Origin of the sequence: Streptomyces sp. NBC_01298, from assembly GCF_035978755.1 — a bacterium.
Lineage (GTDB): Bacteria > Actinomycetota > Actinomycetes > Streptomycetales > Streptomycetaceae > Streptomyces.
Window position 1 is genome coordinate 5189884 of record NZ_CP108414.1, and the last position, 15576, is coordinate 5205459.

At 73.8% G+C, this 15576-nt stretch carries 13 protein-coding genes; 10 read left to right on the forward strand and 3 right to left on the reverse strand.

The features are described from left to right. Positions 1-33 precede the first annotated feature (33 nt). Positions 34-516, forward strand: a complete 483-nt coding sequence (locus OG730_RS23640; protein ID WP_327306109.1) for a hypothetical protein — start codon at positions 34-36, stop codon at positions 514-516. 12 nt (positions 517-528) lie between these two features. Here the strand turns inward: OG730_RS23640 and OG730_RS23645 are convergent, their stop codons facing one another. Both OG730_RS23645 and OG730_RS23650 read right to left on the reverse strand, forming a co-directional pair. Beyond that, positions 529-1212 (reverse strand): HAD family hydrolase, encoded by a 684-nt coding sequence (locus OG730_RS23645; RefSeq protein WP_327309382.1) that lies wholly within the window; start codon positions 1210-1212, stop codon positions 529-531. A 249-nt stretch (positions 1213-1461) separates the two neighbouring features. After that, a complete protein-coding gene (locus OG730_RS23650; protein ID WP_327306110.1) occupies positions 1462-2613 on the reverse strand; it encodes an alpha/beta hydrolase in 1152 nt (383 codons plus the stop codon). Between the two features lie 284 nt (positions 2614-2897). Between OG730_RS23650 and OG730_RS23655 the strand changes: the two genes are divergently transcribed. From OG730_RS23655 to OG730_RS23685, 7 genes are all read left to right on the forward strand, one after another. After that, on the forward strand, positions 2898-3695 hold the full coding sequence (locus tag OG730_RS23655; RefSeq protein ID WP_327309383.1) for a TIGR03084 family metal-binding protein: 798 nt from the start codon (positions 2898-2900) through the stop codon (positions 3693-3695). Beyond that, positions 3692-5941 carry an acyclic terpene utilization AtuA family protein gene (locus tag OG730_RS23660; RefSeq protein ID WP_327306111.1) on the forward strand — a complete coding sequence of 750 codons (2250 nt, stop codon included), beginning with the start codon at positions 3692-3694 and terminating at the stop codon, positions 5939-5941. Before OG730_RS23655 ends, OG730_RS23660 begins: the two co-directional genes overlap by 4 nt. After that, positions 5938-7536: an acyl-CoA carboxylase subunit beta gene (locus tag OG730_RS23665; protein WP_327306112.1), complete on the forward strand. Its 1599-nt coding sequence runs from the start codon at positions 5938-5940 to the stop codon at positions 7534-7536. Before OG730_RS23660 ends, OG730_RS23665 begins: the two co-directional genes overlap by 4 nt. Before the next feature lie 8 nt (positions 7537-7544). Continuing rightward, complete coding sequence (locus tag OG730_RS23670) at positions 7545-9497, forward strand: ATP-binding protein (protein ID WP_327306113.1); 1953 nt, start codon at positions 7545-7547, stop codon at positions 9495-9497. Then, positions 9494-10684, forward strand: a complete 1191-nt coding sequence (locus tag OG730_RS23675) for an acyl-CoA dehydrogenase family protein (protein WP_327306114.1) — start codon at positions 9494-9496, stop codon at positions 10682-10684. The genes OG730_RS23670 and OG730_RS23675 overlap by 4 nt, the downstream gene beginning before the upstream one ends. Positions 10685-11020: 336 nt before the next feature. Beyond that, a complete protein-coding gene (locus tag OG730_RS23680) occupies positions 11021-11776 on the forward strand; it encodes an enoyl-CoA hydratase family protein (protein ID WP_327306115.1) in 756 nt (251 codons plus the stop codon). Further along, positions 11764-12366, forward strand: a complete 603-nt coding sequence (locus tag OG730_RS23685) for a TetR/AcrR family transcriptional regulator (RefSeq protein ID WP_327306116.1) — start codon at positions 11764-11766, stop codon at positions 12364-12366. The genes OG730_RS23680 and OG730_RS23685 overlap by 13 nt, the downstream gene beginning before the upstream one ends. Positions 12367-12456: 90 nt before the next feature. Here OG730_RS23685 and OG730_RS23690 read toward each other — a convergent pair whose 3' ends face one another. Further along, positions 12457-13563, reverse strand: a complete 1107-nt coding sequence (locus tag OG730_RS23690) for a citrate synthase 2 (protein WP_327306117.1) — start codon at positions 13561-13563, stop codon at positions 12457-12459. Positions 13564-13800: 237 nt separating this feature from the next. Between OG730_RS23690 and pdxH the strand changes: the two genes are divergently transcribed. Next, on the forward strand, positions 13801-14424 hold the full coding sequence (gene pdxH, locus OG730_RS23695) for a pyridoxamine 5'-phosphate oxidase (RefSeq protein ID WP_327309384.1): 624 nt from the start codon (positions 13801-13803) through the stop codon (positions 14422-14424). A gap of 597 nt (positions 14425-15021) precedes the next feature. Next, complete coding sequence (locus OG730_RS23700) at positions 15022-15531, forward strand: PH domain-containing protein (RefSeq protein WP_327306118.1); 510 nt, start codon at positions 15022-15024, stop codon at positions 15529-15531. Positions 15532-15576 lie beyond the last annotated feature (45 nt).

A 15576-nucleotide genomic window follows, 5' to 3' on the forward strand; every position in this document is an offset into this window, starting at 1 on the left:
ATCAGCACGGAGAACAGTTTGGGGAGACCGCACGTGAACGACTTCGACTTCTTCGCCGGCACCTGGGACGTCACCAACCGTTGGCTCGCGGACTTCCTGGACGCGGACAGCGGCTGGGAGGAGTTCCCGGCGGTGTCCCGGGCCACGCGGCACTTCGACGGCGCCGCGAGCTTCGACGAGATCGAGTTCCCGACGAAGGGGTTCGCGGGAATGACCCTGCGCCTCTACGACCCCGAGCGCGAGCAGTGGACCCTCAACTGGGCCAGCCGGCGCACCGGGACGCTCTTCCCTCCCGTCACGGGACGGTTCGACGCGACGACGGGGACGGGCGTCTTCGAGGGCGAGGACACCTACGAGGGCAAGGCGGTCCGGGTGCGCTTCGTGTGGTCGCGGACGGGCGCGGGGACGGACTCCCCGCGCTGGGAGCAGTTCTTCTCGGCCGACGGGGGCGCGGGTTGGGTCCACAACTGGACGATGGACTTCAGCCGGCGGGCGGTCGAGGGCGCTGCCGGCTGACGGGGGCGGCCGTCAGAGCAGCCCGAGCGGCCCGAGCGCTGAGCCGAGCCCGCTCGGCCGCTGCTCCACCGGCAGGTGTGCGACCAGCCGGACCGGGCACCCCAGCGCCGCGGCCCCGGCGTCCGCGACGGCGTCGTCACCGACCATGAGCACGTCCGCGGGCGCCGCCCCGAGGGCCTCGCAGGCGACCCGGAACAGGCGGGGATCGGGCTTCTGGACTCCGTGCTCGAAGGACAGCACGTACGCGTCGACGAACCGGTCGACCCCGTGGGCGCGGAAGACGGGGCGCAGGTCCCAGCCGATGTTGCTGACGACGGCTACGGGGACGCCCCGCTCGTGCAGGGCGGCGAGCGTGGCGGCGGTATCGGGGTAGGGGCGCCAGGCCGCGGGGGTCCAGTGCCGGCCGTAGAGGGCGTCGGCCAGCTCCGGGGAGGGCAGCGGCACCTCCCGGGTGAGGGCGGTGTAGGCGGCCCGGTGCTGCTCGGGGCTCAGGTCCCGCTCCCGCCACAGCGGCTCGAGCCGGGCCGGCAGCCGCTGTGGCGAGGCTCCGCCGGGCAGGGCGCCCGCCGCTTCGAGCAGGGCCGCCAGGGCGGTGAGTTCGGCCTCGGGCAGGTCGATGCCGGTGTCCGTCACGACCGCGCGCAGCCAGTCCTCGGTGGGCTCGACGCGGAAGAGGGTGCCGGAGAAGTCGAACATCACGCCTTTGAGGGAGCCCGCGAGCACGCCTTCGTCCCTGTGCGTGTCCCGGTCCGTGTCGCCGTCCCCGTCTTCCATGCCCATGCCCCCGTCCATGCCCGTGTCCCCGCCCATGCCCATGTCCCCGCCCATGTCCCTCTTCCCCGTCCATGTCCTTGTGCCCGGCCTTGACGGGGATCCTCGCCGCGGTCGTACGTCCCGCGCAAGCGGATCCGGCGCTCGCGGCGGGCGGCGGCGGCGTCGTGCTCGTCAGCCGCGCGTCCAGCGGAAGTCGACCTCGGGGTAGCGCGGGGAGGGGCTGTTCAGCAGGGGGGAGGGCCGGTCCTTCAGGAACCGGTCGAGGGTCAGGCGGGTGTAGGTCCGGATCAGTTCGGTCGAGCGGGCCGGGTCCAGGGTTCCGAGCAGTTCGGCGTACAGGTCGGGCGGCCAGGTCTCCGCCAGGCCGCCGGGACCGGCGAAGTGCGGTAGGTCGGTGTAGGTGAGGTGCCCGGTGTCGCGCACCCGCAACTGGCGGCCCCATCCGCGCTGGTGCTCGCGCCAGCGCCGCCAGGTGTCGTGGTCCTCCAGTGCGGTGAGCAGCAGGTACGGGCGGTCCAGTCCGAGGTCGGCCACCGGCGAGCCGAACAGGGCGCCGTCGAGGCCGACCCCGACGGCGAAGCGGTCGTCCACGCGCAGGAGTTCGGCGGCGGCGGCTCCGCCCATGGAATGCCCTACGACGCCGATCCGGTGCGGGTCCGCGCGGAGCGACCTCCGCCGACGGGTCAGGGTCGTGGCCACGAACCGCAAGTCACCGACGCGGGTGGTGATTTCGAGGCGTTCCTGGCGGTCCCAGTCGTCCGACTCCTCGGGCAGCACGCTGAGGACGGCCCGGCCGTCGGGGAACTCCACGACCGCGGCGTCGTAGGTGTGGTCGATGCCCGCGACCAGGTACCCGGACGAGGCGAGTTCCTCGGCCAGAGCCGTGCAGTTGCTGCGGCCGCCCTTGCGCCCGTGCCCGAGCAGCACCAGCGGCAGCGGCCCCGGCACGGGCGGGGCGCCGGTCCGGGCGTGCGGGCGTACAGCCCCCAGGGTGCCGGGCTCGAGGGGCAGGCCCGTCTCCAGGGCGGCGGCGACCCGGCTCGTGGCGTACGGGGTCCGGGGGAAGCCGGCGGTGGTGAGGGCGGGGTACCAGAGCTGGACCATGAGTTCGCGCGGCCGGCGGTCCGGGGCGAGGGGGTCGGCGCGGTCGTGGTCGACCAGGTGCAGTTCGACGGTGCCCACCGGCCGCCGGGAGGTGGGGGCGGGGAGCTCGATGACCGGCCCTCCGTACCCGCGCCCGGCGGCGAGCGCGGGTACGGAGGGCAGGGCGGCCGCGCCCGCGCTCAGACCGGCGAGAACGAGCAGGGACCGGCGCGTGACCATCTACCACCCCGAGGCGACAGTGTGCGGAAGGACCGCGCTCACCCTAGAAGGTCTGGACCAATCTTCCTAGAGGGCGAACCTCGCTGCGCCCGTCCGCGCCGCGCACCACGTGCCGCCCAAGTCCCGTGCCGCCCGCCCGCGTTCCTTCGTCAAAAATAAATGCAAGCACGCTTGATTGTTTTCCTGGCGGCTGCCACGCTTCCCCTCACGCCGAGAAGGGGAGCGCACCCGTGCCCGATCCGTCCGCTGTCGAGAACGTCCCCACCGTCTCCACGGTCTCCACCGTGTTCGCCGTCTTCGCCGTCTTCGCGGACCTCCGCGAGGAGGGCCGGGACCTCGACTCCCTGGTCGGGGAACTGCCGGCCCCCGACTGGGCGAAGCCCACGCCGGCACCCGGCTGGAGCCTCGCCCACCAGATCGCCCACCTGCACTGGACCGACCGGGCCGCGCTGCTCGCGCTCACCGACCCCGCCGCTTTCGCGGGGCTGGTCGAGGAGGCCCTGAAGGCACCCGACTCCTTCGTCGACGCGGGCGCCGAGGAGGGCGCCGCGCTGGCCCCCGCCGAGCTGCTCGCCCGCTGGCGGGAGGGCCGCGCGGCCCTCGACGGTGCCCTCGCCGCGGCCTCGCCCGACGCCAAGTTCCCCTGGTACGGGCCGCCGATGAAAGCCGCGTCGATGGGGAGCGCCCGCCTGATGGAGACCTGGGCGCACGGCCAGGACGTGGCGGACGCGCTCGGGGTGCGCCGCACACCGACGGCCCGGCTGCGGCACGTGGCACGGATCGGCGTACGGGCGCGGGACTACGCCTACGCGGTCCGGGGCCTGCCGGCACCGGCGGGGGAGTTCCGGGTGGAGCTGACGGCTCCGGGAGCCCCGGGCGAGGTGTGGACGTACGGTCCCGAGGACGCCCCGCAGCGGGTCACCGGCCCGGCGCTCGACTTCTGCCTGCTGGTCACGCAGCGCGCCCACCGCGCCGACCTGGCGCTGACGGCGTCCGGCCCCGACGCCGACGGCTGGCTCGACATCGCCCAGGCCTTCGCGGGCCCGGCGGGCCCGGGACGCACGCCGGGGGCCTCCCGATGACCCGTCGCCCCCTCCTCATCGGCAACGCGTCGGGCTTCTACGGAGACCGCTTCGACGCCTTGCGCGAGATGCTGACGGACGGCCCCCTCGACGTGCTGACCGGGGACTACCTGGCCGAGCTGACCATGCTGATCCTCGGCCGCGACCGGCTGAAGAACCCGGAACTCGGCTACGCCAAAACCTTCCTGCGCCAGCTGGAGGAGTGCCTCGGCCTCGCCCACGAGCGGGGCGTACGGATCGTCGTGAACGCGGGCGGCCTGAACCCGGCGGGACTCGCCGGAGCGGTCCGCGCGCTCGCCGCGAAGCTGTCGGTCCCGGTCGCGGTCGCACACGTCGAGGGCGACGACCTGATGCCGTACCCGCTTCCGTCCGGGGAGAGCGCGCTCACCGCGAACGCCTACCTCGGCGGCGCCGGGATCACGGCCTGCCTGCGGGCGGGCGCGGACGTGGTGGTGACCGGCCGGGTCACGGACGCGGCGCTGGTCAGCGGGCCCGCGGCCTGGTGGTTCGACTGGGCGCCGGACGACCACGACCGGCTGGCCGGGGCGGTGGTGGCGGGCCACGTACTGGAGTGCGGCACCCAGGCCACGGGCGGCAACTACGCCTTCTTCACCCGGCACGACGTGTCCCGCCCGGGGTTCCCGCTGGCGGAGATCGCGGAAGACGGCTCGTCGGTCATCACGAAGCACCGGGGCACGGGCGGCATCGTCTCCGTCGGTACGGTCACGGCTCAACTCCTCTACGAAACCCAGGGAACCCGCTACCTCGGCCCCGACGTGACGGCCCGCCTGGACACGGTCCGGCTGTCGGAGGCGGGCGCGGACCGGGTCCGGATCTCCGGGGTCCTGGGGGAGGCCCCGCCCGGCACCCTGAAGGTGGGCGTGACCCGCATCGGGGGCTGGCGCAACGAGGTCGTCTTCGTCCTGACGGGCCTGGACATCGACGCGAAGGCCGCGCTGGTGCGGGAGCAGTTGGCCGAACTGCTCGCGCCGGTCTCCTCCGTCTCCTGGACGCTGTCCCGTACGGACCACGCGGACGCGGAGACGGAGGAGACCGCGAGCGCGCTGCTCCGCCTGGTGGTCCGGGACCCCTCCCCCGACCGGGTGGGCCGCGCCCTCACCTCGGCGGCCATCGAACTGGCCCTGGCCAGCTACCCCGGCTTCCACGTCACGGCCCCACCCTCCCCGGCCCAGCCGTACGGAGTCTTCACCGCGACCGCCCTCCCCTCCGCGCAGGCCCCCCACACGGCGGTCCTCGCGGACGGCACCCGGATCGCGATGCCGGCCTCGCCGGCACCAAATCCAGCCCCTCCGGCGTTTGAGGAGCGGGGGTCCGGGGGCGGAGCCCCCGAAGGGGCCGGGGCGCAGCCCCCGGTTTCGGGAAGGGGCGGGGCGGGGGAAAGCCCCGCAGGGCCCACCGCGCCCGGGTCGCAGGCTCTGACCGCGCCCGGGTCGCAGGCTCTGACCGCGCCCGGGTCGCAGGCTCTGACCGCGCCCGGGTCGCAGGCTCTGACCGCGCCCGGGTCGCAGGCTCTGACCGCGCCCGGGTCGCAGGCTCTGACCGCGCCCGGGTCGCAGGCTCTGACCGCGCCCGGGTCGCAGGCTCTGACCGCGCCCGGGTCGCAGGCTCTGACCGCGCCTGAGCCGCAGGCTCCGACCGCGCCTGAGCCGCAGGCTCCGACCGTCCCCACCCGCCGGGTGCCGCTGGGCACCCTCTTCGGGGCCCGCAGCGGAGACAAGGGCGGGGACGCCAACGTCGGGGTGTGGGCCGAGACCGGCCCCGCCTGGGAGTGGCTCCGCACCACCCTGACCGTCGAAGCCTTCAAGGCGCTGCTCCCCGAAGCGGCCCCACTGGAAGTGGCCCGCGCAGAACTCCCGAACCTGCGCTCCCTCAACTTCACCGTCACCCGGATCCTCGGCGACGGCGTGGCCTCCGGTCACCGGTTCGACCCCCAGGCCAAGGGCCTCGGCGAATGGCTCCGCTCCCGCCACGTGGACATCCCCGAAGCCCTGCTGCAACGGCCGGCGGGCGCGCCCGCAGCGGTGCCGCCACGGCCGGTGGTGGCGCCCGCAGCGGTGCCGCAACGGCCGGCGGAGGCGCCCGCGGCCGTGCCGCAACGGCCGGTGGTGGCGCCCGCAGCGGTGCCGCCGCAACCGCCGGCGGGCCCGCCCGCAGCCCTGCCGCAACCGCCTGCGGAGCCCCCCGCCGAGCCCCCCGTAACCACCACCCCGGAGGGGACCCCGTGACCCGCCTCAAGAGTGCCGTCGACCCGCTCGCCCCCGAGCACGCGCAGGCCCGTACGGCCGCCCTGGAACGCCTCGCCGAGCTCGATGCCGCGCACACCACCGCCCTCGCCGGCGGCGGCGAGAAGTACACGGCCCGCCACAAGAGCCGCGGCAAGCTCCTCGCCCGCGAGCGCGTCGAGCTGCTCCTCGACCCGGACACCCCCTTCCTGGAGCTGTCCCCGCTCGCCGCCTGGGGCAGCGACTACCCGGTCGGCGCCTCCATGGTCACCGGCATCGGCACCGTCGAGGGCGTCCCGTGCCTGGTCACGGCCAACGACCCCACGGTCCGCGGCGGCGCCTCCAACCCCTGGACCCTGAAGAAGGCGCTCCGCGCCAACGAGATCGCCCGCCAGAACCGGCTCCCCTGCATCAGCCTCGTAGAGTCCGGCGGCGCCGATCTCCCCTCCCAGAAGGAGATCTTCATCCCGGGCGGCGCCATCTTCCGCGACCTCACCCGGCTCTCCGCCGACGGCGTCCCCACCATCGCCGTCGTCTTCGGCAACTCCACCGCCGGAGGCGCGTACATCCCCGGCATGTCCGACCACACCATCATGATCAAGGACCGCTCCAAGGTGTTCCTGGGCGGCCCGCCGCTCGTCAAGATGGCCACCGGCGAGGAGAGCGACGACGAGTCCCTCGGCGGAGCCGACATGCACGCCCGGACCTCCGGCCTCGCCGACTACTACGCCCTCGACGAGCACGACGCCATCCGCCAGGCCCGCCGCGTCGTCGCCCGCCTCAACCACCGCAAGGCCCAGGCCGATCCGCCGCGCGCCGAGGAACCCCTCCACGACCCGGAGGAACTCCTCGGGATCGTCCCGGCCGACCTGAAGACCCCCTTCGACCCCCGCGAGGTCATCGCCCGGATCGTCGACGCCTCCGATTTCGACGAGTTCAAGCCCCTCTACGGCACCAGCCTGGTCACCGGCTGGGCGAGCCTGCACGGCTACCCGGTCGGCATCCTCGCCAACGCCCAAGGGGTGCTCTTCAGCGCGGAATCGCAGAAGGCGGCCCAGTTCATCCAGCTCGCCAACCAGCGCGACATCCCGCTCCTCTTCCTCCACAACACCACCGGCTACATGGTCGGCAAGGAGTACGAGCAGGGCGGCATCATCAAGCACGGCTCGATGATGATCAACGCGGTATCGAACTCGAAGGTCCCGCACCTCTCCGTCCTCATCGGCGCCAGCTACGGCGCCGGCCACTACGGCATGTGCGGCCGGGCCTACGAGCCCCGCTTCCTCTTCGCCTGGCCCAGCGCCAAGTCAGCCGTCATGGGCCCCGCCCAGCTCGCCGGCGTGCTCTCGATCGTGTCCCGCCAGTCCGCGGCCGCGAAGGGACAGCCCTACGACGAAGAGGCCGACGCCGGCATGCGCGCCTTCGTGGAGGCGCAGATCGAGTCCGAGTCCCTGCCGATGTTCCTGTCCGGACGGCTGTACGACGACGGGGTCATCGACCCCCGCGACACCCGCACCGTCCTCGGCCTGTGCCTCTCGGCCGTCCACAACGCCCCCGTCGAGGGCGCCCGTGGCGGCTTCGGCGTCTTCCGGATGTGAGCCCGCACATGACTCTGACCACGCCCCGCCCCACGAACCTGACCTCCCTCCTGGTCGCCAACCGCGGCGAGATCGCGGTCCGCGTCTTCCGCACGGCCCGCGCCCTGGGCCTGGACACCGTCGCCGTCCACTCCGACCCGGACGCCGACGCCCTGCACGTCCGCGCGGCCGACGCGGCCGTCCGGCTGCCCGGCGCGGCCCCCGCCGACACCTACCTGCGCGGCGACCTGGTCATCGCGGCCGCCCTCGCGGCGGGCGCCGACGCCGTCCACCCCGGCTACGGGTTCCTCTCCGAGAACGCCGACTTCGCCCGCGCCGTGCGCGCCGCCGGGCTCACCTGGGTCGGCCCGCCGCCCGCGGCCATGGAGGCCATGGCCTCCAAGACCCGGGCCAAGGAGCTGATGCGCGCCGCCGGGGTCCCGCTGCTCGACCCCGTCGACCCGCACGCCGCCACCACCGCCGACCTCCCGCTGCTCCTCAAGGCCGCCGCGGGCGGCGGCGGCCGCGGGATGCGGGTGGTCCGCGACCTCGACTCCCTCAAGGAGTCCCTCGAGGCCGCCTCCGCCGAGGCCCTGTCCGCCTTCGGCGACGGAGAGGTCTTCGCCGAGCCCTACGTGGAGCGCGGCCGCCACGTCGAGGTGCAGGTCCTCGCCGACTCCCACGGCACGGTGTGGGCGCTCGGCACCCGCGACTGCTCCCTCCAGCGGCGCCACCAGAAGGTCATCGAGGAAGCCCCCGCGCCCGGCCTCCCCGAGGCCCTGCGCACCACGCTCCACGAGGCCGCCGTGGCCGCCGCCCGCGCGGTCTCGTACGAGGGCGCGGGCACGGTGGAGTTCCTCGTCACCGCCGACGGCCGCCCGTACTTCCTGGAGATGAACACCCGCCTCCAGGTGGAACACCCGGTCACCGAAGCCGTCTTCGGCCTGGACCTCGTCGCCCTTCAGCTACGGATCGCCGAGGGCGCGGCCCTGCCCCTGGATCCCCCCACCCCCGCCGGACACGCCGTCGAGGCCCGCCTCTACGCCGAGGACCCGGCCGCCGACTGGCGTCCGCAGACCGGTGTCCTGCACACCCTCGACGTCCCCTCCACGGTCCGCGTGGACACTGGTTTCACCGACGGGGACACCGTCTCCGTCCACTACGACCCCATGCTGGCCAAGGTCGTCGCCCATGCCCCGACCCGCGCCGAGGCGGTCCGCGCCCTGGCCCACGCCCTCGCCGGAGCCCGGATCCACGGGCTGATCACCAACCGCGAGCTCCTCGTACGCTCCCTGCGGCACCCGGAGTTCGCGGCGGCCCGGCTCGACACCGGGTTCTACGAGCGCCACCTGCCCGCCCTCACCGAGGCCGCCCCGGACGACCGGGCCCCCGTGCTCAGTGCGCTCGCCGCCGCCCTCGCCGACTCCGCCCCCGAGCCGGACGCCCCGCTGGCCGGCCGCCTCGGCGGCTGGCGCAACCTCCGCTCGCAGCCGCAGAGCCGCCGGTACACGGCGGCCGGGACCGAGTACGAGGTCCGCTACCACCCCTCGCGCAGCGGTCCCCCGGAACTCCTCGACCACCCCGGTGTGCGGGTCCTGTCCGCCGCGCGGCACGCGGTGACCCTCGAAGTGGACGGTGTCCGGCGGCTGTTCCACGTGAAACAAAAATCGAACACGACCTACGTGGACTCCGTGCTCGGCTCCCGCGCCCTGACCCCGGTCCCCCGCTTCGAGGACCCCCAGGACCGCACCGAACCGGGCTCCCTGCTCGCCCCCATGCCCGGCACCGTGGTCCGGGTCGCCGAGGGCCTCGCCCCCGGCAGCCCCGTCACCGCCGGGCAGCCCCTGCTCTGGCTGGAGGCCATGAAGATGGAGCACCGCATCCTCGCGCCCGCCTCCGGCACGCTCACCGCGCTCCACGCCGTCACCGGCCAACAGGTCGAATTCGGCGCCCTGCTCGCCGTAGTCCAGGAGGAAGCATGAGCTCCACCCAAGGCACCACGACGCTCGGCACCACGACTCTCGAAACTGAAGAACACCGGGCCCTGCGCGCGGCGGTCGCCGCCCTCGGCCGCAAGTACGGGCGCGAGTACCTCGCACGCATCGCCCGGGAGGGCGGCCACCCCGACGAACTGTGGGCGGACGCCGCGAAACTGGGCTATCTCGGAGTCAACCTCCCCGAGGAGTACGGCGGCGGAGGCGGCGGCATCGCCGAACTCTCCATCGTGCTCGAGGAACTCGGCGCCGCCGGCTGCCCGCTCCTCATGATGGTCGTCTCGCCCGCCATCTGCGGCACGGTCATCGCCCGCTTCGGCACCGAGGACCAGAAGCGGGCCTGGCTCCCCGGCCTCGCCGACGGCACCCGGACCATGGCCTTCGGCATCACCGAACCCGACGCCGGCTCCAACTCCCACCGCATCACCACCACCGCCCGCCGTGACGGCGACGACTGGCTCCTCACCGGCCGCAAGGTCTTCATCTCCGGCGTGGACATCGCCGACGCCACCCTCATCGTGGGCCGCACGGAAGACGCCAGGACGGGCAGCCTCAAGCCCTGCCTGTTCATCGTGCCCCGCGAGGCACCCGGTTTCAGGTACACCCCCATCGACATGGAACTCCAGGCGGCGGAGAAGCAGTTCGAGCTGGTCCTGGACGACGTGCGCCTCCCCTCCTCCGCGCTGGTCGGCGACGAGGACGCGGGCCTGCTCCAGCTCTTCGCGGGCCTCAACCCCGAGCGCGTGATGACCGCCGCCTTCGCGATCGGCATGGGCCGCTACGCCCTCGCCCGGGCCGTCGACTACGCGAAGACCCGCCAGGTCTGGAAGGCCCCCATCGGCGCCCACCAGGCCATCGCACACCCCCTGGCGGCCGCCCACATCGACCTCGAACTGGCCCGCCTGATGATGCAGAAGGCGGCCCACCTGTACGACGCCGGGGAGGACATGGCCGCGGGGGAGGCCGCGAACATGGCGAAGTACGCGGCGGGGGAGGCGTGCGTCCGGGCGGTGGACCAGTCCGTCCACACCCTGGGCGGCAACGGCCTCACCCGCGAGTACGGCCTCGCGGCCCTCATCGTCGCCTCCCGGGTGGCCCGAATAGCTCCGGTCAGCCGCGAGATGATCCTCAACTTCATCTCCCACCAAACCCTGGGCCTCCCCAAGTCCTACTAGCCCCTTTTGACGCGCCGCTCGCGCGGTGCGGCCCTGGCGGGCCTTACCGGCTTCGCCCCGCTGCGCCGGACTCCGTCCGGCGGTGGCCGGGCGGGGTGCACGCCACCGCCGTCCCGGCACGGGGCCGGTGGGCGGGTAGGGGAACTCCGCCCCGCGCAGCGGCACGCGCACAGCCGGGCTCCGGCGGAGGGTGCGGCCCCGCGCAGCGGCAAGGGGAGCTGCGGGGGGCTTCGCCCCGCGGGGCCCGAGCCAGCCCAGCCGAGCCCGCCGCAGGCGGCCCGCATACCCTCCCCGGAGGGGATCCCGACCGAGCCGACCACCCCCTCCGGAGGAGACATGCCCCCACTGGTCCACGCCGCGCGAACGCCCGGCCTCACCACCCTCACCCTCGACTCCCCGGCCAACCGCAACGCCCTCTCCGCCCCCCTGGTCCAGGAACTCCGCACGGCCCTCGCCACCGCGGCGGCGGACGGGTCCACCCGGGCCGTCGTCCTCACCCACACCGGCACCACCTTCTGCGCCGGCGCCGACCTCAAGTCCCCCTGCGACCCGGCGGACTTCCTGGCGCTGCTCCGGGAGATCGCGGAGCTCCCCGTGCCGGTCGTCGCCCGCGTCACCGGCCACGTCCGCGCGGGCGGCCTCGGCCTGCTCGGCGTCTGCGACATCGCCGCCGCCGGGCCGGCGTCCACGTACGCCTTCACGGAGACGCACCTCGGTGTCGTCCCGGCCGTGATCTCCGCGCCCCTGCTCCCGCGCCTGGACCCCCGCGCCGCCGCCCGGTACCTGCTGACCGCCGAGGTCTTCGACTCCGCCGAAGCCACCCGCATCGGCCTGCTCACCCTCCACGGCACGGACGCCACCGACGCCGAGGGCCTCGACAAGGTGCTGGCCCCCGTCCTGGACGGCCTCCTCAAGGCCGGCCCCGAGGCCCTGGCCGCGACGAAACGGCTGGTCACCGCCCCGGTACGGGCCGCCCTGGAGCGGGACGGCGCCGCCCTCGCCGAGCTGTCGGCCCGGCACTTCGCCTCCGCCGAGGCCCGCGAGGGCATCAGCGCCCGCTTCGAGCGACGGGAGCCGTCGTGGCTGCGGTGACCACGGAGAGCGGGCCCAAGCAGGCCCGCAGCCGCGTGACCCGCCGCCACCTCCTGGAGGCTGCCGTCTCCTGCCTCGCCGAACAGGGCTGGGCCGGCTCCACCGTCGCCGTGGTCGCGGAGCGCGCGGGCGTCTCGCGCGGAGCGGCCCAGCACCACTTCCGCACCCGCGAGGAGCTGTTCACGGCGGCCGTCGAGTACATCGCCGAGGTGCGCTCCACCGCCCTGCTGGACCTGTTCCCGCAGGGCGGCGCCGCCGCGGCCCGCGCCGATGTGGTCGGGGCGCTCATCGACCTGTACACCGGCCCGATGTTCCGCGCGGCGCTCCAGCTGTGGGTCGCGGCCTCCCACGAGGAGCAGCTGCGGCCCCGCGTGGTCGAGCTGGAGGCCCGCGTGGGCCGCGAGACCCACCGCATGGCCGTGAAACTGCTGGGCGCGGACGAGTCCGTACCCGGCGTACGGGAGACCGTGCAGGGCCTGCTCGACATGGCCCGCGGCCTGGGCCTGGCCAACGTCCTCACCGACGACACCGCCCGCCGCGCGCGGGTGGTCGCCCAGTGGGCCCGCATCCTCGACTCCGAACTGGGCTGACGGCACGCGAAGGGCGCCGCACCCCGAGGGGATGCGGCGCCCTTCGTCACGGCGGCGGCCCTGTGCGGGGGCAGCCGGCGGCCGATGCGATCAGGCGGTGGAGGCGATGTCCTCGAAGCCCGCGATCTCGCGCGGGTTGCGCACGCCCGGCCCGGTGTAGCGGGCCGAGGGGCGGACCAGGCGGCCCGTGCGCTTCTGCTCCAGGATGTGCGCGGACCAGCCGGCGGTACGGGCACACGTGAACATCGAGGTGAACATGTGCGCCGGGACCTCCGCGAAGTCCAGCATGATCGCGGCCCAGAACTCCACGTTCGTCGCGAGCACCCGGTCGGGACGGCGTGCGTGCAGCTCCTCCAGGGCGGCCTTCTCCAGCGCGGCGGCCACCTCGTAGCGAGGGGCGTCCAGCTCCTTGGCCGTACGCCGCAGCACGCGGGCGCGCGGGTCCTCGGCGCGGTAGACGCGGTGGCCGAAGCCCATCAGCCGCTCGCCCTTGTCCAGGGCCTTCTTCACGTACGCCACGGCGTCGCCGGTGCGCTCGATCTCCTCGATCATGCCGAGGACGCGCGAGGGCGCCCCGCCGTGCAGCGGGCCGGACATGGCGCCCACCGCCCCGGACAGCGCGGCCGCGACATCGGCACCCGTCGAGGCGATGACGCGCGCGGTGAAGGTCGAGGCGTTCATGCCGTGCTCGGCGGCCGAGGTCCAGTAGGCGTCGACGGCCTTGACGTGGCGCGGGTCGGGCTCGCCGCGCCAGCGGATCATGAACCGCTCGACCACGGACTCGGCCTTGTCGATCTCGCTCTGCGGGACCATCGGCCGTCCCTGGCCGCGCGCGGACTGGGCGACGTACGACAGCGCCATCACGGCGGCCCGCGCCAGATCGTCACGAGCGGTCTGCTCATCAATATCAAGCAGCGGTTTCAGACCCCACACGGGGGCGAGCATCGCGAGCGCGGACTGCACGTCGACCCGGATGTCACCGGAGTGCACCGGGATCGGGAAGGGCTCGGCGGCCGGCAGGCCGGGGTTGAAGGCACCGTCGACCAGCAGGCCCCATACGTTCCCGAAGGAGACGTGGCCCACGAGGTCTTCGATGTCTACGCCCCGGTAGCGCAGCGACCCACCCTCCTTGTCGGGTTCGGCGATCTCCGTTTCGAACGCGACGACTCCCTCGAGACCGGGTACGAAGTCGGACATCAGGCGGCTCCTCAAATAGTGCGAACACGCGCGGCTCCCGGCGTGATTCGCGGTCCGGCGCGGTCATCCCCGTTGATGCCCGGCACGGCCGATGGTCATCCGTTCGGGACCGTCGGACCGGCCCCAAGATTTTGTCCGTTCCGCTTGGCGCGGGGAAGCGTGACATACGGCACAGTCGCGGACGCCCCGCTGCGGCAGGATGGCCGCGTGACCGATGAGCACCTTGATCCTGCCGACATGCGCAAGCAGTACCGCTCCCAGCTCGTCGCCGAGGAGAGCCTCGCCGACGACCCGATGGGCCAGTTCGCGCGCTGGTTCCGGGACGCCGCGGAGGCGAACGTCTTCGAACCCAACGCGATGGTCGTCGCGAGCGCAACCCCCGACGGCCGGCCCAGCTCGCGCACGGTCCTGTTGAAGCGGTTCGACGACCGCGGCTTCGTCTTCTTCACGAACTACGACTCCCGCAAGGGGCGCGAACTGGCCGCCAACCCCTTTGTCTCCCTGCTCTTCCCCTGGCACCCGATCGCCCGCCAGGTCATCGTCACCGGCACGGCCTCGCGCATCGGCCGCGACGAGACGGCCGCGTACTTCCGCTCCCGCCCCCACGGCTCCCAGCTGGGCGCCTGGGCCAGCGAACAGTCCACGGTGATCGCCTCCCGCGAGGAGCTGGACCGCCGCTACGCGGAGCTGGAGGCCCGCTACCCGGAGGGCGAGCAGGTTCCCGTTCCCCCGCAGTGGGGCGGCATCCGCGTGGTCCCCGACGCGGTGGAATTCTGGCAGGGCCACGAGAACCGCCTCCACGACCGCCTCCGCTACGTCCTGGAGGCCGGCACCTGGCGCGTGGAACGCCTCTGCCCGTGACCCCGTAGGGGGCTGAAAACGCAGGCGACCCGCGAGCTCGGGTTTCCCCCCTGCAGTGGGGGAAGCCGGCCGGACGTACCGGCGAGCTCGCGGGTCGGGTGACTGCTTGGGATTGGCGCCGGCGACTCCGCCGGGCACCGCACTGGGTGCGTGCGACAACGGGCGCTTTAGCCCGCAGCCACCTCACGCGTCCGGTTTCCGTACATTGCGGCAACCACCTCCTCTCCGTGTACCGCCACTGTAGGCACCGCCGCGGAGCGCGCTCAACCGAATTTCGGGGGCGAATCCGTAGCTGTATCCGTCCGCTCTCCGGAGCAGCGCCACATTCCGGTGGGAGACATCAAACCGGCAGGTCAGCGTGGCGATTCGATGCTGGCCACTCGTCCGGACCGCGATCCGGCCCACCCAGGTACCGACCCACTTCCCCCGGGGAACCACGGCGCGCACGAGGTCGCCGGTGGCGTAACCGTTCAGGATCTTCGCGCGTGGCCGACCAGGGCGGGATCGGGATCGGGGGCGTATCTGTGGACGGGGATCGTCTGGGTCTGGGGGTGCTACCAGTCGGCCGCCGCCGACCGCCTGCCGCTCTGGTGGAGGGTGGCGCTGCCGGTTCTGACGGGCCTGTTCATCGTGTTCGTCGCGTACGCCCGGCCGCGCCGGTTCACCGTTCTCGACGAGCGGGGGATCGCCGTACGGAACTTCCTGCGGGTGCGGCGGCTGCGGTGGGCGGAGCTGTACGACATCCGGGCCGAGGTCCTGGACGGGCAGGCGGCCAGGTTGGGCGGGCTCACGGTCCAGGCGTACGCCTACCGCGCCGACGGCAAGCGGTTGGTGCTGCCGTGCCTCGACGACCGGGAGCAGCCGGCAGTGCGCCGGGAAGCGACCCGGATTCGGATGGTGTGGACGGAGCTCCGCGGGCCGCAGTGGCGGCTGGACCCCCAGGCTGAGTCCCGCATCGCCCGGGACGCCGCGCGCCGGGAGCGCCGGTGGGCGGGCGCCCGGTGGGAACGTTCCTTGGGGGCGCCGTCCTGGTCGTCTCCGTCATCGTGCTCTGCGCGGGGTTCTTCGGCTGACCGGGCGCCGCAGGTCCCGGACATACCGGGATGATTGCGGGAAGTGGGTGTGGGCTGCGTCACGTTCGAGTTGAATGCT